This is a genomic window from Sphingomonas sp. GW822-FHT03G08, assembly GCF_058801135.1.
On the sequence record NZ_JBXAMZ010000001.1, the window covers coordinates 2,318,741 to 2,336,465 of the forward strand.

At 66.1% G+C, this 17,725-nt stretch carries 20 protein-coding genes; 17 read left to right on the plus strand and 3 right to left on the minus strand.

The genetic code is table 11. The features are described 5' to 3' along the window. Positions 1–84: 84 nt before the first annotated feature. From AC1RJ5_RS10575 to miaB, 10 genes are all read left to right on the plus strand, one after another. Positions 85–915, plus strand: coding sequence for an aspartyl/asparaginyl beta-hydroxylase domain-containing protein (locus AC1RJ5_RS10575; protein ID WP_269573924.1), 831 nt, complete (start codon positions 85–87; stop codon positions 913–915). Positions 916–964: 49 nt separating this feature from the next. Beyond that, complete coding sequence (locus AC1RJ5_RS10580) at positions 965–1,234, plus strand: hypothetical protein (RefSeq protein ID WP_269573923.1); 270 nt, start codon at positions 965–967, stop codon at positions 1,232–1,234. Positions 1,235–1,486: 252 nt separating this feature from the next. Further along, positions 1,487–2,059 carry a NifU family protein gene (locus AC1RJ5_RS10585; RefSeq protein ID WP_269573922.1) on the plus strand — a complete coding sequence of 191 codons (573 nt, stop codon included), beginning with the start codon at positions 1,487–1,489 and terminating at the stop codon, positions 2,057–2,059. Between the two features lie 30 nt (positions 2,060–2,089). Further along, positions 2,090–2,683 (plus strand): malonic semialdehyde reductase, encoded by a 594-nt coding sequence (locus AC1RJ5_RS10590; RefSeq protein ID WP_342250214.1) that lies wholly within the window; start codon positions 2,090–2,092, stop codon positions 2,681–2,683. Then, positions 2,670–3,314, plus strand: a complete 645-nt coding sequence (gene tsaB, locus AC1RJ5_RS10595; RefSeq protein WP_493114669.1) for a tRNA (adenosine(37)-N6)-threonylcarbamoyltransferase complex dimerization subunit type 1 TsaB — start codon at positions 2,670–2,672, stop codon at positions 3,312–3,314. The genes AC1RJ5_RS10590 and tsaB overlap by 14 nt, the downstream gene beginning before the upstream one ends. Next, a complete protein-coding gene (locus tag AC1RJ5_RS10600; protein ID WP_493113222.1) occupies positions 3,311–3,796 on the plus strand; it encodes a GNAT family N-acetyltransferase in 486 nt (161 codons plus the stop codon). Before tsaB ends, AC1RJ5_RS10600 begins: the two co-directional genes overlap by 4 nt. A 108-nt stretch (positions 3,797–3,904) precedes the next feature. Then, positions 3,905–4,318: a Ros/MucR family transcriptional regulator gene (locus AC1RJ5_RS10605; RefSeq protein ID WP_269573920.1), complete on the plus strand. Its 414-nt coding sequence runs from the start codon at positions 3,905–3,907 to the stop codon at positions 4,316–4,318. Positions 4,319–4,444: 126 nt separating this feature from the next. Then, positions 4,445–4,867 (plus strand): Fur family transcriptional regulator, encoded by a 423-nt coding sequence (locus AC1RJ5_RS10610; RefSeq protein ID WP_184161227.1) that lies wholly within the window; start codon positions 4,445–4,447, stop codon positions 4,865–4,867. A 1-nt stretch (position 4,868) separates the two neighbouring features. Next, positions 4,869–5,756, plus strand: coding sequence for a lysophospholipid acyltransferase family protein (locus AC1RJ5_RS10615; protein WP_493113225.1), 888 nt, complete (start codon positions 4,869–4,871; stop codon positions 5,754–5,756). 161 nt (positions 5,757–5,917) lie between these two features. After that, positions 5,918–7,252: a tRNA (N6-isopentenyl adenosine(37)-C2)-methylthiotransferase MiaB gene (gene miaB, locus AC1RJ5_RS10620; protein ID WP_493113227.1), complete on the plus strand. Its 1,335-nt coding sequence runs from the start codon at positions 5,918–5,920 to the stop codon at positions 7,250–7,252. 80 nt (positions 7,253–7,332) lie between these two features. Here the strand turns inward: miaB and AC1RJ5_RS10625 are convergent, their stop codons facing one another. After that, on the minus strand, positions 7,333–8,076 hold the full coding sequence (locus AC1RJ5_RS10625) for an SDR family NAD(P)-dependent oxidoreductase (protein ID WP_493113229.1): 744 nt from the start codon (positions 8,074–8,076) through the stop codon (positions 7,333–7,335). Positions 8,077–8,353: 277 nt separating this feature from the next. Here AC1RJ5_RS10625 and AC1RJ5_RS10630 point away from each other — a divergent pair, with 277 nt between their 5' ends. Further along, the gene (locus tag AC1RJ5_RS10630; RefSeq protein ID WP_269573917.1) at positions 8,354–9,217 is read left to right on the plus strand and encodes a GGDEF domain-containing protein; all 864 of its coding nucleotides are present in this window, start codon (positions 8,354–8,356) and stop codon (positions 9,215–9,217) included. An 8-nt stretch (positions 9,218–9,225) separates the two neighbouring features. Here the strand turns inward: AC1RJ5_RS10630 and AC1RJ5_RS10635 are convergent, their stop codons facing one another. Next, the gene (locus AC1RJ5_RS10635) at positions 9,226–9,663 is read right to left on the minus strand and encodes a MerR family transcriptional regulator (protein ID WP_269573916.1); all 438 of its coding nucleotides are present in this window, start codon (positions 9,661–9,663) and stop codon (positions 9,226–9,228) included. A gap of 74 nt (positions 9,664–9,737) precedes the next feature. On the opposite strand from AC1RJ5_RS10635, the gene AC1RJ5_RS10640 reads away from it, so the two are divergent. Next, entirely contained in the window at positions 9,738–10,571 is an 834-nt protein-coding gene (locus tag AC1RJ5_RS10640; RefSeq protein WP_342250220.1) for an oxidoreductase, read from the plus strand. On the opposite strand, the gene AC1RJ5_RS10645 is transcribed toward AC1RJ5_RS10640, so the two are convergent. Further along, positions 10,568–11,002 carry a hypothetical protein gene (locus AC1RJ5_RS10645; protein WP_342250221.1) on the minus strand — a complete coding sequence of 145 codons (435 nt, stop codon included), beginning with the start codon at positions 11,000–11,002 and terminating at the stop codon, positions 10,568–10,570. The two genes, AC1RJ5_RS10640 and AC1RJ5_RS10645, sit on opposite strands and share 4 nt — an antisense overlap. 225 nt (positions 11,003–11,227) lie before the next feature. Here AC1RJ5_RS10645 and AC1RJ5_RS10650 point away from each other — a divergent pair, with 225 nt between their 5' ends. The 5 genes from AC1RJ5_RS10650 (at position 11,228) to AC1RJ5_RS10670 (ending at position 17,716) form a co-directional block, all read left to right on the plus strand. Next, on the plus strand, positions 11,228–12,229 hold the full coding sequence (locus AC1RJ5_RS10650) for a PhoH family protein (RefSeq protein WP_184161239.1): 1,002 nt from the start codon (positions 11,228–11,230) through the stop codon (positions 12,227–12,229). 142 nt (positions 12,230–12,371) lie between these two features. After that, a complete protein-coding gene (gene ybeY, locus AC1RJ5_RS10655; protein WP_493113233.1) occupies positions 12,372–12,881 on the plus strand; it encodes an rRNA maturation RNase YbeY in 510 nt (169 codons plus the stop codon). A 9-nt stretch (positions 12,882–12,890) separates the two neighbouring features. Continuing rightward, the gene (locus AC1RJ5_RS10660) at positions 12,891–13,802 is read left to right on the plus strand and encodes a hemolysin family protein (RefSeq protein ID WP_493113235.1); all 912 of its coding nucleotides are present in this window, start codon (positions 12,891–12,893) and stop codon (positions 13,800–13,802) included. Between the two features lie 219 nt (positions 13,803–14,021). Further along, complete coding sequence (gene katG, locus AC1RJ5_RS10665) at positions 14,022–16,220, plus strand: catalase/peroxidase HPI (RefSeq protein WP_493113237.1); 2,199 nt, start codon at positions 14,022–14,024, stop codon at positions 16,218–16,220. A 62-nt stretch (positions 16,221–16,282) separates the two neighbouring features. After that, positions 16,283–17,716, plus strand: a complete 1,434-nt coding sequence (locus AC1RJ5_RS10670; RefSeq protein ID WP_493113239.1) for a PQQ-dependent sugar dehydrogenase — start codon at positions 16,283–16,285, stop codon at positions 17,714–17,716. The last annotated feature ends 9 nt before the right edge of the window (positions 17,717–17,725 follow it).

The following is a 17,725-nucleotide window of genomic DNA, read 5'->3' on the forward strand; positions in this document are numbered from 1 at the left end:
GCGAGTCGAAGAGGCAGCGTAACAGCGAGTCAGTCAGCAAGGTCAGGTGCAGTGAAGGTCGAGCCGAGCGCGCGGGGCAGCGCAATGTGGCGGGACGCAGGCGAAGTGGAAGTCGGCGAAGCCCGGGAGATGATTCCCGATCTGACGGTGATGTCGGGCGCGGTCATGCCCGATTCGCCGCTTCGGGCCGAGCGCGACCGGCCCTTCCTGATCAAATATGGCAAATATCTGCGCGGCACCTTCGACCGGTTCATCGCGCGCTTCTCGCTGGTCTCGAACGATCCGGTGCTCGACGTGCGCGACTTCGCCTGGACCCAGGCGCTGCGCGCGAACTGGCAGGCGATCCGCGCCGAGGCGATCGCCGCCGCGCTCGATCCGCACCAGGCGCCGAGTTTGGCGCACATCTCCCCCGATCACCGCGCGATCGCGCCAGCGAACAAGTGGCGCAGCTTCTTTCTCTACGGATATGGATATTTCGTGGAGGAGAATCTGAATCGCTGCCCAGAAACCACCCGGCTGGTCGAATCGATCCCGGGGCTGAACAGCGCTTTCTTCTCGATCCTCGCGCCAGGCACCCATATTCCGGCGCATCGCGGCGTCACCAAGGGGCTGATCACCTGCCATCTCGGGCTGGTCGTGCCGCGCGATGGCGATGCGCGGATGCGGATCGACGACCGCGTCGTCCGCTGGTCCGAGGGCGAGACCCTGGTGTTCGACGATACCTATGACCATGAGGTCTGGAACGACACGAGCGGCACCCGCGTCGTGCTGCTCATCCAGTTCCGCCGGCCGCTGCGCCAGCCCGGCCGCTGGTTCGTCGACAGGTTCCTCGCCTGGATCCGCCATTCGGCCTTCGTCCAGGATGCGCGGGCCAACCTGATCCGCTGGAACCGGGTGGTCAATTCGACCAATTGATCCAGCGCAAATGCGTGCCCACATGCGCCTCCGAAAAGGAGTTGCCGAAATGGCTACTGACCAAACCAAGGCCTGGGCTGAATTTCGCCGGATGATCGTGTGGATCGCACTTGCCGGCGTGCTGATGGTCGCGGGTGCGCTCTGGTATCTCTCGCTCTACGACGCGCTCTATCCTTCCGCGATCGCGGCGACGGTGGGCGGCGTGTTCATCTCGACGCTGCTCGGCTGCGGCCTGTTCGCCGCCGCCTTCTTCAGCGACAAGAGCGGCCACGACCAGAGCGTGAGCGACGCGACCACGCATGAGGACGAGCAGGCCTGAGGTCCGGCCCACCACCCCCGGGATCGGCCTCCATCATAGTTCGTCATGCTGAACTTGTTTCAGCATCCAACTCACCACCAGCGATATCGCCCGTGGAGGCTTGGACGCTGAAACAAGTTCAGGGTGACGAAGGGGCTCTTCGGAAAAGCACCTCGCCAAAACCGAACCTGCGCACGACGCCTACCCCACCGGAAACCTTTCGTTTCCCGCGTCCCGCTTGATCCGCGCCGCCCAAGCGCCCAAATGGCGATCATGCTGATCGAAACCGAAGCCACGCCCAATCCGGCGACGCTCAAGTTCCTTCCGGGTCGCACCGTGATGGAAGCGGGCACGCGCGACTTTGCGAGCCCGGAAGAGGCCGAAGCCTCGCCTCTCGCCGTGGCGCTGTTTACTCTGGGCGACGTGACCGGCGTGTTCTTCGGCCGCGACTTCATCTCGGTAACGATCGCGCCGGGCAGCGACTGGCGTGACGTGAAGCCCGATGTCCTCGGCATCCTGCTCGATCACTTCGCCGCCAACATGCCGCTGTTCCATGCCGCGTCGGCCGGCTTCAGCGTGCCGCCGGAAAGCGCCGATTTCGGCGACAATCCCGAGGACGCGGAGATCGTCGCGCAGATCAAGGAACTGATCGAGACGCGCGTGCGCCCGGCCGTCGCCAATGACGGCGGCGACATCGTCTATCGCGGCTTCGACGCCGGCAAGGTCTATCTCCAGATGCAGGGCGCCTGTTCGGGCTGCCCCAGCTCGACCGCCACGCTCAAGAACGGCATCGAGCAGCTGCTCAAATACTACGTTCCCGAAGTTACCGAAGTCCGGGCCGTCTGAGCCCCAATCTTCTCCGAAAGGACTGTTTTCATGGCCACTCCGCTCGACGATGCGGCGCTGGATACGCTCTTCCGTACCGCGCGCTCCTATAACGGCTACACCGACGCCCCGGTGACCGAGGCCGATATCCGCGCCATCTACGAGCTCACCAAGATGGGCCCGACCTCGGCCAACAACCAGGCCGCGCGCTTCGTCTGGGTGACCACTCCGGAAGCCAAGGAAAAGCTCGCTCAGCTCGCCAGCGCCGCCAATGCGGACAAGATCCGCAAGGCGCCTGCCACGGTGATCATCGGCATGGACCTCGCGTTCAACGAGCATCTCCCCTGGCTCTTCCCGCACGCGCCGACCGCCAAGGACTGGTTCCCGACCGAGGAAGCCCGCTACACCACGGCGTTCCGCAACTCGTCGCTGCAGGGCGCGTATCTGCTCCTCGCCGCTCGCGCGCTCGGCTTCGACACCGGCCCGATGTCGGGTTTCGACAACTCCAAGGTTGACGAAGCGTTCTTTGCAGACCAGCCCAATGTGAAGTCCAACTTCATCTCGACGCTGGGACATGGCGACCCCTCCACCATCTTCGATCGCCTCCCCCGCCCGGAATTCGAGAAGTTCAATCAGCTCCTCTGACCTGACTCTCGTCATCGAGACCGCGACTGCCGCCTGTTCGGTAGCGCTTCTCGACGGGACGACCCTGGTAGCCGCGGCCCATGAGGTGGTGGGCCGTGGCCATGCCGAGCGCCTGGTGCCGATGATCGCATCGCTGCCGGCCGAAGGCCGTGCCGCACGCATTTTGGTCGATGTCGGCCCGGGCAGCTTTACCGGCGTGCGCGTCGGGCTGGCCGCCGCGCTTGGCCTGTCGATCGGCTGGGGCGTCGAGGTGCAAGGCTATTCGTCGCTCGCGCTGCTCGCCGCGTCCGGCTTTGCCGTCAATGCGGGTATGCCACAGCTTGCCGTGATCCTCGAAGGGGGGCACGGTGAGGTGTTCATGCAGGCGTTCCACTCCCAGCCATTTGGGGAAGACGGGCCGTTCCGCTCGCTCGTTCCCGCCGCCGCCCGCGAAGCGCTGGGCGCGCTGCCTGCGTTCGGCAGCGGCGTGCGCCACCTTGCCGCGCTCGGCGAAGGGCTGGAGCTGCACGAGACGCTGCCCAATGCCGCTGATGCCCGGCTGCTCCCCGCCGCCTTTGCCGCCTTGCCCGCGCGACCGATCTATGGCCGCGCGCCCGATGCCAAGACGCTCGCCGAGCGGGGCCTGGCATGAGCGGAACGGTGCACCTCGTCGAGCTGCGCGAAGGCGGCTCGCAGGATCTCTACAGCGTCAACAACATCATGCAGGAGGCCTTTGACCCGCGCTTCGGCGAGGCCTGGACCAGCGCGCAGTGCCTGGGCATGCTCTCGTTGCCCGGCGTCTGGCTGGTAGTGGCCAGTGTCGATGGCGAGGATGTCGGCTTTGCCCTGTCCCGCGCGACGGTCGATGAAGTCGAGCTGCTGCTGCTCGCCACCCGCCCGATCGCGCGGCGGCGCGGCGTGGGTGGCGCGCTGCTGCGTGCCGTGATTGAAGAAGCGCGCGGCCGCAACACTGTACGCGTGCATCTTGAGGTTCGCTCAGGAAACGATGCCGTTCAGCTCTACCGTCGCGAAGGCTTCGAAAAGGTCGGCGAACGTCGCGATTATTATCGTGGGCGTGGCGGGCAATTGTTTGACGCACATACTTATGCTCGGGATATTGCCGATCTGACCTGAAACTTACGGAAACATGCAAGTTTGGTCTTGCGTTTGATCCGAAATGGTCCGATAGGGCGATCTCAGACGACAACGAATAGTCGTCTTACCCGGGTCGAAAGGAAAAAAATGGAAACGCAAGCTGAGATTGATGAAACGCTGGTCACGCTGACCGCGGATATTGTTGCAGCTCATGTCAGCAACAACAGCGTGTCGGTCTCCGACCTTCCGACTCTGATCTCGAACGTGCATGGTGCCCTTGCAGGTCTTGGCCGCGCCGCCGTCGAGCCGGAAGTCAAGCAGGAGCCGGCCGTTTCCATTCGCGCCTCGGTGAAGCCCGACTACATCGTGTGCCTCGAGGACGGCAAGAAGCTCAAGATGTTGAAGCGTCACCTGATGACGCACTATCAGATGACCCCCGAGCAGTACCGCGCCAAGTGGAACCTGCCGGCCGATTATCCGATGGTCGCCCCGAATTATGCCGAGCAGCGCCGCAGCCTGGCGAAGAAGATCGGCCTCGGCACCAAGCGCCGCAAGCGCTGAGCCGCAACAATTTGAAATGTGAAAAGGCCGGTCCGGATCGCTCCGGGCCGGCCTTTTCGTTTCGCGATCGCGCCTTTTCGCGGCCACAGTCTTCCAACTTCCGCCCGCGCACGCTACATCGCGGCCATGGGCCGTAAGATCGATCTCGAAGCGCTTTGCCACGAAAAGGGGCTGCGCATTACCGAACAGCGCAAGGTGATTGCGCGCGTCCTCTCCGATGCGGAGGATCATCCGGACGTCGAGAAAGTCTATGAGCGCGCCTCGGCGATCGACCCGGGCATCTCGATCGCCACGGTCTACCGCACCGTGCGCCTGTTCGAAGAGGCGGGCATCCTCGATCGCCACGATTTCGGCGATGGCCGCGCCCGCTATGAGCCGGCGCCCGAAGCGCATCACGATCACCTGATCAACGTCGAGACCGGCGAAGTGATCGAGTTCGTCGATCCGGAGCTCGAGCTGCTGCAGAAGCAGATCGCCGAGCGGCTGGGCTTCCGCCTGGTCGATCACCGGATGGAACTCTACGGCGTCGCCCTCGACCGCAAGAACTGAGGTGGCGCCCGCGGGCGAGACCCGGGCGGAACGCGCCGCCCGTCGCCGCGAGGAGGCGATCCAGGGACTCGACACGAAGCTGAGCCCCGCCGGCAAGTGCCGGGTGATCCTGCGCATTGCCGGGCTGGTGCTGGCGCTGCTGGTCTTCGTGCCGCTCCATTACCTGTTCCGCCTCTTCCGCCTGCCCTCCCCCTGGCCGCGCCATTTCCTCGGCACCGCCGCGCGGATCTGCGGCGCGCGGGTCAATCGCGTCGGCACGCACCTGAAGCGCGACGTCTTCTACATCTCGAACCATTTGAGCTGGATCGACATCCTCGCGCTGGGCGGCGCCAGCGGCACCGCCTTCATCGCCAAGGCCGAGATCGAGACCGCTCCGGTGGTCGGCTGGCTCGCCGGGCTCAACCGCACCGTCTATGTGAAGCGCGAGAACCGCCTCGGCGTCGCCGAGCAGATCAACGAGCTGCGCGACGCGCTGGCCGAGACCTGGGCGATCACCGTCTTTCCCGAAGGCACGACGACCGACGGCAAGTCGTTGCTCCCGTTCAAGACGCCGATGCTGCGCGTGCTCGAACCGCCGCCGCCCGGCGTGATGGTCCAGCCGGTGATGCTGCACTATGGCGCGGCGGCCGACGACATCTGCTGGATCGGCCAGGAGACCGGCCTCAACAACGCCAGGCGCATCCTCAGCCGCAAGGGCAGCTTCCGCCTCGACGTCCATTTCCTCGAGCCCTTCCACCCGCGCGACTTCCCCGGCCGCAAGGTGATCGCCGCCGAAAGCCGCCGCCGGATCGAGGAAGCTTTGGTCAAGGTGCTCGACCAGCCGCTTCGCACCTTCCGCTTCGCCGAGGACCCGATCGGCTACAAGCCGAAGCCGGGCGCGACGTCCTGAAACTCCCCTCCCTGGAAGGGAGGGGTCGGGGGTGGGTGGCGGCCTGGCGATACTGAAGCCAGGAGCGCACCCCAGCCGCATCGCGATCATCGACCCACCCAACCCCTCCCTTCCAGGGAGGGGCTTAATGTTGTCGATTTTCGCAGCTATATGCCCGCCCGATGAACGCTCCCAAGAATCCCAAGACCTTCCACGTCAAGTCGTTCGGCTGCCAGATGAACGTCTATGACGGCGAGCGCATGGCCGAGCTGATGGCCGCGCAGGGCATGACTTCGACTGCCGACGCCGACAGTGCCGACCTGATCGTGCTCAACACCTGCCATATCCGCGAAAAGGCGACCGAGAAGGTGTTCTCGGACATCGGCCGCCTGCGCAAGCAGGCCGCCGCCGCCGATCGCGCCGCGCCGATGATCGCGGTCGCCGGCTGCGTCGCGCAGGCCGAGGGCGAGGAGATCGTCCGCCGCGCCAAGGTCGATGTCGTGGTCGGCCCGCAGGCCTATCACAACCTGCCCGAACTGGTCGCCAAGGCCGCCGCCGGCACTTCCGCGCTCGACACGGACATGCCCGCCAACAGCAAGTTCGGCGCGCTGCCCAGGCGCCGCAAGGTCGGCCCCACCGCCTTCCTCACCGTGCAGGAAGGCTGCGACAAGTTCTGCACCTATTGCGTGGTGCCCTATACCCGCGGCGCCGAGATCAGCCGCCCCTTCGCCGAGCTGGTCGACGAGGCCAGGGCGCTGGTCGATGCCGGCGCGCGCGAGATCACCCTGCTCGGCCAGAACGTCAACGCCTGGGACGATGACGCCGGCACCGGGCTGCACGGCCTGATCCACGCGCTCGACCGGATCGAGGGGCTGGAGCGCATCCGCTACACCACCAGCCATCCCAACGACATGCGCGAAGGCCTGATCCGCGCCCATGCCGAGGTCGCCAAGCTGATGCCGTTCCTCCATTTGCCCGTGCAGGCCGGCAGCGATCGCATCCTCAAGGCGATGAACCGCAGCCACAGCCGCGATTCCTACCTGAAGATCCTCGACCGCGTCCGCGCGGCCCGCCCGGACATCGCGCTGTCGGGCGATTTCATCGTCGGCTTCCCCGGCGAGAGCGATGCCGAATTCGAGGAGACTTTGAGCCTGGTCGACGCGGTCGGCTACGCGCAATGCTTCAGCTTCAAGTACAGCCCGCGCCCCGGCACCCCAGCAGCCGAGCTGCGCGACCAGTATATCCCCGCCGAAGTGATGGACGAGCGCCTCCAGCGCCTCCAGGCCGCGCTCAACCGCGATCAGCTCGCCTTCAACCAGGCGACCATCGGCAAGACCTGCGCCGTGCTGATCGAGCGCCAGGGCAAGCTCCCCGGCCAGATGCTCGGCAAGTCGCCCTGGCTCCAGTCGGTGTATCTGAACACCGACGCGAAGATCGGCGACATGGTCGAGGTCGAGATCACCGGCGGCTTCGGCAACTCGCTGACCGGCGTGGAAAAGGTCAAGGCCGCGGCCTGAACCTGCTTGTGCGGGATTTTAGTTCCCCGGCGAAGGCCGGGGAACAGCTTGAGCAACGGGTTCGCCGCGCGCGCCAAAGCCTAGCGGGCCAGATAGCCGCCATCGACCGGATAATAGGTGCCGGTCATGAAGCTCGCCTTGTCGGAGAGCAGGAAGCTGGTCAGCGCCGCGACTTCCTCGGGCGTGCCCAGCCGACCCAGCAGGTGCTTGCCCGCCAGGCCCGCGATCGCCTCGTCGGTCATGTTCGCCGCGATCGCCGGCGTGCGGATGAAGCCCGGGCCGACCGCGTTCACGCGCACGCCCTTGTCGGCATAGTCGATCGCGGCATTCTTGGTGAGGCCGAGCAGCGCATGCTTGGCGGTGACGTAGATGCCCGAGCCGCCCCAGCCGACCGCGCCGAGGATCGAGGCCATGTTGACGATCGAACCGCCCCCGGCGGCGACGATCGCGGGGATCTGGTACTTCAGGCAGTAGAACACGCTGTTCAGATCGACATCGATCACCCGGTGCCAATCCTCCAGCGAGATGTCCGCGATCGGCGCGGCGGGCCCACCGATGCCAGCATTGTTCACCGCCAGGTGCAGCGCACCGAACTCGGCCACCGCGAAGTCGACCATGGCACGCACCGCCTCGGGATCGGCGACATCGAGCTGGAACGACCGCGCGTTCCCGCCAAGGCTATCCGCAAAGCTCTTCGCATGCGCCCCGTCGAAATCGGCGACCACCACCTTCGCCCGGCGCTCCGCAAGGTCCTTTGCCACCGCCGCGCCGATGCCCGACGCCGCGCCCGTCACAATGGCGACCTTGCCTTCAAAATCCTGCATTATCTTCGTCCTTGCTAGTCGATCCCCAGGGTCTTCGGGGAACGCACCGAGCGGCGGCAAAGTCGCCATTACGGCTGCGAAACACAGGGTTTCCGATTGCGAGGGACCGAAGCGCGGGGCACGGAGGGCCGCCTTTCCGAATCGTCGCCGTATCGCATCGCTCCGACGCGTTAACGATGCCCGGCAAGCACCTGGTAAGTTTCGGAAACCTAGCTCCTTATGTCCCAACGCCCGCCATTCGGCCGGACGCAAAAGACAAGAAGGGGGTCGCGCCAGAATGCGCTTCTATCTCGCCACGCGGTTCCTGTTCCCGCGCCACTTCCACCTGCGCATCTTCGCCATCTGCTTCGTCGCGGTGCACCTGCCGCTGATCACCTTCATCGCCAGCCAGGCGGTGATCGGCGAATGGGAATGGCAGATCTTCTTGCCGCTGCTGCTCGCCACGCTCGCGGGCACCCTCGCGGCCATCTATGCGCTCGGCGCCCTGCTCGCCCCGATCCGCCAGGCCTCGGCGATGCTGCGCGAAGTACAGGACGGGAAACCCGTGGTCGATGTCCCCGCCGGCGGCCGCGATCTCGCCGGCGAGCTGCTCGACAGCGTCGGCCTTGCCGCGATCGCCACCAATACGCGGATCAGCCAGCTGCGCGATGCCGCCGAGCGCGACCTGCTCACCGGCCTGCGCAACCGGCGCGGCTTCCTCGACGCAGCGGCGCATCTGCGCGCCGGCACCCGCGCCACGCTCGCGCTGGTCGACATCGATTTCTTCAAGCGGATCAACGACATCTTCGGCCATGACGAAGGCGATCTGGTGCTGCGCGAATTCGCCAGCCGCCTCACCGAGACGATGCGCCGCTCCGATCTGGTCGCGCGCTGGGGCGGAGAGGAATTCGCCATCCTGATCCCCGGCATGGGCCCGCGCGACGCCCGCGCGCTGATCGAACGGCTGCGCACCGCGCTCCATGCCGATCCGATCGGTCCCAATCCGGAAGAACCGGTCACCTTCTCCTGCGGCCTCGCCTTCCTGCGCGGGCCCGAGCAGATCGCGGTGGCGATGCAGCGCGCCGACAAGGCGCTCTACGCCGCCAAGCGCGCCGGCCGCGATCGGATCGAGCTCGACGAGGCGCGGATGCTCGACGCCTGAGGCCCCGCTCAGGCGGCCTGCTTGGCCGATGTCGTCACCGGCTCGGCCCAGCAGCCGTCGAACGCGCCGAACACCGGCTCCGAACCCTTCTGCCCGGTCTCCAGCCACTTCACCTTGGCACGGGTATAGTCGACCATCGCATTGAGCTGCGCTGCCTTCTCCTCCAGCCGGGCAAGCTGCATCCGCATCAGCTCCAGGCTGCGCTCGGGCGTCATCCCGCCGGCATAATATTCGGCCGACAGCGTCGCGATCTCGCGCAGCGAGAAGCCTAGGCTCTGCGCCATCCGCACCATCCGCGCCGCTTCCAGATGCTCCTCGGTGAAGATCTGGTACGGGTTGGAGCCGCCCTTCACGCCCGTTTCGGGCGCAAGCAGCCCCTTGCGGATGTAGAAGCGCACCGTGTCGGTGCTCATGCCCGCCCGCCGGGCGAATTCAGAGATCAGCATGCGATTCATCCCTTGACCATGGACTATGGTCCACACTTATATGGCCAGGCTCCACCTCGCAACCGGAGCCCAGAATGCAGAAAACCGCCCTCGTCACCGGCGCCTCGGCCGGAATCGGCGAAGCCACCGTCCAGCGCCTGATCCAGGATGGCTACAAGGTCTTCGCCGCTGCCCGCCGCCTCGATCGGATGGCCCCGCTCAAGCGCCTCGGCGCCGAGCTGATCGACCTCGACCTGACCGACGACGCCTCGATCGTCGCGGCGATCGAGACGATCCGCGCCGCCGCCGGCCGGCTCGACCTGCTCGTCAACAATGCCGGCTATGGCAGCTATGGCGCGATCGAGGATGTGCCGATGGAGGAGGCCCGCCGCCAGATGGAGGTCAATGTGTTCGGCCTCGCCCGGCTCTGCCAGCTCGCCACCCCGCTGATGCGCGCGCAGAAATCGGGGACGATCGTCAACGTCACCTCGATCGGCGGCAAGTTCGGCGAGCCGTTCGGCGGCTGGTACCATGCCACCAAGTTCGCGGTGGAGGGCTTCAGCGATTGCCTGCGCCTTGAGCTGCGCCCCTTCGGCATCCGCGTCGTGGTGATCGAGCCCGGCGCGATCCGCACCGAATGGAGCGGTATTGCCCATCAGAGCCTGGTCGAGCGCTCGGGCAAGAGCGCCTATGCGCCCTGGGCGCTCCGTCACGCCGCGATGCTCGGCAATGCCAATGCGATGCGCTTCGCCTCGCCGCCTGAGGTGGTGGCGAGGACGATCGCACGCGCCGCCGCCGCACGCCGTCCGCGCATCCGCTACGGCACCGGCGGCGGCGCGCCGGTCTTCCTGTTCCTGGCGCATTGGCTGCCCGATCGCTGGCTCGATGCGATGATGTGGCAGGCGAGTCAGTCGGGCAGGATCGACTAATCCCCGGGCGGAAAGCGAACGCCGCTCCCGATCACGATGCTGCCGTCGAAATCGGGCGCGGCGCGCTGCCGCTCCTTCTCGGCGCGGACCCGCGCAATGCTGTCGGTGCGGCGCTCCGCCCGGAGCGTCTGCTCCGCGACATGTTCGCCAAGCGGCATGTCCGCGCTCTTCGTCCAGCCGTTGACGCGTTCGATATCGTGCGCAAGCGCGCTCTCGACGGCCTCGGCCCCACTTTCGTCGAGCCGCTCGATCACCGCGAGCGCATGCACCGCCTTGCGCCGCACCTTGCGATTCTCGCCGGCCTTGCGTGCCGGGATGGCCTTGCGCGCCGCCTTGTCGTTGGCGCCATAGGCGTTGCGGCGATCCTTCGCATAGGACAGCGCCTTTTTCTGCTGCGGCGACTTCTGCTCAGGCGGGCGACCTCTGGTCATGTGGCCTCTATCGCACAGTCCCCGGCTTCCTTGAAGTCAGGCCAAAATTGGCGCTGTCCAAGTTGGAAAACCTCTGTCACTCTCCCCATATCGCATGCGACAGGGAACCGCCCGCATCGTCTTCGCTTTGACACGCAGCGCCGCTACGTGCGCCGTGCAACTGGCGACCTCGCATACGCGTGGGACACTCAAGAGATTCAACATTTTTCAGCGCGAAGGAGCCGCATGAGCCGCAAGCCTGTCCCCGCCCAGTCCGGTGAACGCTCCCGCGCCGAGGTGAATTTCGACAAGCCCCAGCTCCTGCCCCAGCTTTTCGGCGAGTTCGATAGCAATATCCTCGCGCTTGAGGAGCGGCTGGGCGTCTATATCCATGCCCGCGGCCAGCGCGTGCAGATCGAGGGGACGACCGAAGCCGTCGCCCATGCCCGCGAGGTGCTGCAGGAACTCCATGCCCGGGTCATCCGCGGCGAAGTGATCGACACCGGCCTGATCGACGCCGTGATCGCGATGTCGAGCGAGCCGATGTTCACCGGCATCGTCAAGGCGGACAACGGCAACGCCCCCGCCTCGATCATGATCCGCACCCGAAAGAAGACCATCGTACCCCGCTCGGTCGCCCAGACGCACTACATGCGCGAGCTGGTGTCGAACGACATGATCTTCGCGCTCGGGCCGGCGGGCACCGGCAAGACCTATCTCGCCGTCGCCCAGGCGGTGGCGCAGCTCATCACCGGCAGCGTCCAGCGGCTGGTGCTGTCGCGCCCCGCGGTCGAGGCCGGCGAGCGGCTCGGCTTCCTGCCCGGCGACATGAAGGAGAAGGTCGATCCCTATCTCCGCCCGATCTACGACGCGCTCTATGACTGCCTGCCCGCCGAGCAGGTCGAGCGGCGCATCGCCAGCGGCGAGATCGAGATCGCGCCGATCGCCTTCATGCGTGGCCGCACCCTGGCCGATGCCTTCGTCATCCTCGACGAGGCGCAGAACACCACGCCGGCGCAGATGAAGATGTTCCTCACCCGTTTCGGCCAGAACAGCCGGATGGTGATCTGCGGCGATCCCAACCAGGTCGACCTCCCCGGAGGCCCGCCCGCCTCGGGCCTCAACGATGCGGTCCGCCGTCTCGAGGGCGTCGAGGGCATCGCCTTTTCGCGCTTCACGGCAGCCGATGTCGTCCGTCACCCGATTGTGGGCCGGATCGTCGATGCCTATGAGGGCCCGAATGCTTAAGGGGCAAAAAGCTGCCCTCCCTGAAAGGGAGGGGCTGGGGGTGGGTCGATGCGTGCGCTACGGCAGCCGCATGACTATCCATCTTCAGTATGGCCAGGACGCCACCCACCCCAATCCCTCCCTTGAAAGGGGGGGGCTTTAAGTGCTGGACGTTGCCGCCCTCGTTGAAGCCCCCTGGCCCGCTGCCGATTGGGAATCCCTCGCCAACCGCGCGGCGGAGACCGCGATCCGCCAGACGCCGTTCCTCGAATGGCTGGATCACCCCGCGACGATCGAAGTCGCGGTGCGCTTCACCTCCGACGAGGAGGTCCATGTCCTCAACCGGCAATATCGGGACAAGGACAAGCCGACCAACGTGCTGTCCTTCCCGATGATCCAGCAGGATCTGATGGAAGCGGTGACCGAGAATACCGACGACGGCGAGGTGTTGCTGGGCGACATCGTCCTGGCCCACGGCGTCTGCGCGGCCGAGGCGGCGGAGCGCAAGGTCTCGGTCGAAGATCACGCCACGCACCTGATTGTCCACGGCCTGCTGCATTTGCTAGGCTATGACCATATGGACGACGCGGAAGCCGAGGCCATGGAGGAGATGGAGCGCGCCGCGCTCCGCGACCTCGGTTTGCACGACCCCTATCTGATACGCGAGGATTGAACACCGAACATGCCCGAGGGCCAAAGTAGCAGCGCTGGCGGCGACAACCACGAAGGTGGCGGGATATGGCGCGGAATCCGCACCCTCCTGTTCGGTGACGATCAAGAAGAGACGCTGCGGGATCGGCTGGAAGATGCGATCGACGAGCATGAGGAAGATGGCGGCAGGAGCCCGGTAGGCGACCTCGCCCCGATCGAGCGGCAGATGCTGCGCAACCTGCTCCATTTCGGCGAGCGCGATGCCGGCGATGTCGGCGTGCCCCGTGCGGACATCATCGCGGTCGAGGAGAAGACCAGCTTCGCTGACCTGGTGAAGCTGTTCGAGGAAGCCGGCCACAGCCGCCTGCCGGTGTATCGGGAGGAACTCGATACCATCATCGGCATGGTCCATATCAAGGACGTGTTCAACATCCTGGCCAGTGGCGCGCCGCACCCGGAGAACCTGTCCGCCCTGATCCGCCAGCCGCTCTATGTGCCCCAGTCGATGGGCGCGCTCGACCTGCTCGCCCAGATGCGCGGCCGGCGGACGCACCTAGCCATCGTGCTCGACGAATATTCGGGCACCGAGGGGCTGATCACGATCGAGGACCTGATCGAGGAGATCGTCGGCGAGATCGAGGACGAGCATGACGAGGCACCGACCGCGCTGCTCGTGCCGATCGAGGGCGGCGGCTGGGAAGCCGATGCCCGCGCCGAGCTGGAGGACGTCGCCGAGACGATCGACCCGCGACTGGGCGAAGTCGACGGCGATGTCGACACGCTGGGCGGCCTCGCCTTCATCCTCGCCGGCCACGTACCGGCGGCGGGGGAATGTCTGGAGCATGACAGCGGCTGGAAGCTCGAGATCGTCGAGGCCGACCCCAAGCGCGTGACGAAGCTGCGCCTCCATCCGCCCGTCGAGAAGGCGCTGGCGGAGGAATAATCGGCCGCCCACCACCTACCCGTCATCCCGGCGAAAGCCGGGATCTCGGTGAAGGCGCGATGCGGCACGAGATTCCAGCTTCCGACGGATGACGGTCCTGGTGACAACGGCGTGTCGTAAAAATCACCCACTCGATCACTGACGGCGATCTAATCCATTTCTTCGATTGCATCCGGAGTGGCATCCCATGGGACGCACATTCAGCAAGGAGCTTGGGAGATGGACGCTAAGACTGGATCGATCGACGGCGGTGGCTGTCCGATGCACGGCGCAGGCGGCGTGCGCGCACTGCTCGGCCGCACCAACAAGGATTGGTGGCCCGAGATGCTTGCCACCGAAATCCTCAACCCCAATGGCTCGTCCAACCCGATGGGCGCCGATTTCGACTATGCCGAAGCCTTCAAGCAGCTCGACTATGCCGCGCTCAAGGCCGATCTCACCGCACTGATGACCGACAGCCAGCCCTGGTGGCCGGCGGATTACGGGCATTATGGCCCCTTCTTCATCCGCATGGCCTGGCACGCCGCCGGCACCTATCGCACCGCCGATGGCCGTGGTGGCGCCAACAGTGGCCAGCAGCGCTTCGCTCCGCTCGATAGCTGGCCTGACAATGGCAATCTCGACAAGGCGCGCCGCCTGCTGTGGCCGATCAAGCAGAAATACGGCAAGCACATCAGCTGGGCCGACCTGTTCATCCTCACCGGCAATGTCGCGATCGAGAGCATGGGCGGGCCCGTTTTCGGCTTCGGCGGCGGCCGCCCCGATGTCTATGAGCCCGAGCGCGACATCTACTGGGGCTCCGAAGACAAATGGGTGAACGAGGGCGTCCAGACCCGCATCGCCCCCGAGCATGGCTTCCATGAAATCGAAGGCCCGCTCGCCGCGATCCAGATGGGCCTGATCTACGTCAATCCCGAAGGTCCGCAGGGCAATCCGCATGACGATGCCGGCATGGCGCGCGACATGAAGGAAACCTTCGCGCGCATGGCGATGAACGCCGAGGAGACCGTCGCGCTCACCGCCGGCGGCCACACTTTCGGCAAGGCGCATGGCAATGGTGACGCATCGCTGCTCGGCGCTGCGCCGGCAGGCGGCGATCTGGCCGCGCAGGGATTCGGCTGGGTGAGCGGCCATGAGAGCGGCGGCATCGGCGAGCATACCGTCACCAGCGGCATCGAGGGCGCCTGGACCAATACCCCCCGCGAATGGACCGAGAATTATTTCCGGCTGCTGTTCGACTATGACTATGAACTGGTGAAGTCCCCCGCGGGCGCCAACCAGTGGCAGCCGATCAACCAGAAAGAGGAGGACATGGCGCCGGCGGCGTGGGATTCGAACATCAAGGTCCCGACGATGATGACCACCGCCGACATGGCCTTGAAACGCGATCCCGAGTTCCGCGCGATCAGCGAGAAGTTCCGCGCCGATCACGAAGCGTTCAAGGACGCCTTCGCCCGCGCCTGGTTCAAGCTGACCCACCGCGACATGGGCCCCAAGGTCCGCTATCTCGGGCCGGAAGTCCCCGCCGAAGACCTGATCTGGCAGGATCCGATCCCGGCCGGCACCGAGCCCTCGGACGCCGATGTCGCGGGGGTGAAGGCGAAGATCGCGGGAAGCGGACTAACGGTCAGCCAGCTGGTCAAGGCGGCCTGGGCCTCGGCCAGCACCTTCCGCAAGTCGGATTTCCGCGGTGGCGCCAACGGCGCGCGCGTGAGGCTGGCCCCGCAGAAGGACTGGGAGGTCAACGAGCCGGCAACGCTCGCCAACGTCATCGACACGCTCAATGGCCTGCGCGGCAACCTGTCGCTGGCCGATGCCATCGTGCTCGGCGGCGTGGTCGGACTTGAGAAGGCGATCAAGGACGCAGGCTTCGGCGTAGCGGTGCCCTTCACCGGCGGTCGCGGCGATGCGACGGCGGCGCAGACCGACGCCGACAGCTTCGCGGTGATGGAGCCCGAGGCGGACGCGTTCCGCAACTATGTCGGCAAGAAGAAGCTGGCGGTGAAGGTCGAGGAGATGATGCTCGATCGCGCCTCGCTGCTCGGCCTCTCGGTGCCCGAGATGACCGTGCTGATCGGCGGCCTGCGCGTGCTCGGCGCCAATCACGGCGAGCGCGGCCATGGCCATTTCACCAAGCGCCCGGGCCAGCTGACCAACGACTTCTTCGTCAACCTCTACGACATGACCAATGTCTGGGCGGCTGCCGGGGAAGGCGACGACGAATATGTCGCCACCGACCGCGCGGCAGGCCATGAGAAGTGGCGGGCGACCCGCGCGGACCTGATCTTCGGCTCGAACTCGGAACTGCGCGCAGTCGGCGAGGTCTATGCCGAGAACGGCAATGAGGAGAAGTTCGTGAAGGACTTCGTCGCCGCCTGGACCAAGGTGATGAACGCGGATCGCTTCGACCTGAAGTAAGACCCGCGGCGGGCGGGCCGAAAGCCATTGGCTTAGGCCCGCCCGCCCCCTATCCTTCCGCCATGCTCAAGCGGATCCTCATCGTCCTTGCCATCGTCGTGGTGGTGCTCATCGGCCTCGTCGTCTGGGCAATCCAGCCGGACAAGGCCAAGCTCTCCGAAAGCGCCGTCACCGGCGTCGTCCCCCAGCTGAGCGAAGCGCGCTACCAGGACGTCCCGACCGTCCGCATCGCCAAGCCGGTGGGCTGGGCGAACGGCGCCAAGCCGACCGCGCCCGAGGGGCTGCAGGTCGCACCCTTCGCCGACAAGCTCGATCACCCGCGCTGGCTCTATCGCCTGCCCAATGGCGACGTGCTTGTCGCCGAGAGCAACTCGCCCCCGCGCGAGGGCGGTGGCATCACCGGCTGGATCATGGGGATCATGCTGAACCGCGCCGGTGCCGGCGTGCCCTCGGCCAACCGCATCACCCTGCTGCGCGACACCAATGGCGACGGCGTGGCCGACCAGCGCTCGGCGCTGATCGAGGGGCTGAACTCGCCGAGCGGCATGGCGCTGATCGGCGACTGGCTCTACGTCGCCAATACAGACGCACTGGTCCGCTTCCCCTACAAAGCCGGCGACACCAGGATCACCGCCAAGCCCGAGAAGATCATCGACCTGGCCGGCGGCGGCAATCACTGGGCGCGCAACATCCTCGCCTCGCCGGATGGCAAGCGCATCTATGTCGCCGTCGGCTCCTCCTCGAACATCGGCGAGAACGGGCTCGACAAGGAAGGCGACATCTATGGCGCCGACTCGCCCTTCCAGGTCGCCAGGCAGCTCGACGCCGCCAGGCGCACCCGCGCCGCGATCCTCGAGGTGGTGCCGGAAACCAAGTCCTCGCGCGTCTATGCCTGGGGCCTGCGCAACCCCAACGGCATGGCGTTCGAGCCGCATACCGGCAATCTGTGGACCGTGGTCAACGAGCGCGACATGCTCGGATCGGACATGCCGCCCGACTATCTGACCCAGGTCGATTTCGGCGCCTTCTATGGCTGGCCGTGGAATTACTGGGGCGGCTATATCGACAAGCGGGTGACGCCCGAGCGGCCGGACCTGCGCGAATACACCAAGCGCCCTGACTTCGCGCTGGGCGCCCATACCGCGCCGCTTGGGCTCGCCTTCGCAGCCGATGCCAAGCTGGGCGGCAAGTTCGCCAATGGTGCGTTCATCGCGCTGCACGGCTCGTGGAACCGCGAGCCGCCCTCGGGCTACAAGCTCGTGTTCGTGCCGTTCGGCGACAATGGCTATCCGCTCAAGAACGCGAAGCCGATCGACCTGCTCACCGGCTTCCTGGGCAAGGACGGCAAGACCGTGAACGGTCGTCCGGTCGGCCTGATCACCGATGCCGGCGGCGCGCTGCTGGTGGCGGACGATGTCGGCAACATGATCTGGCGGCTGAGCAGCACGGCGGGCGCGCCGATCGCCGGGACGCCTTCGCCCGCTCCGACCAAATAACCGTCATCC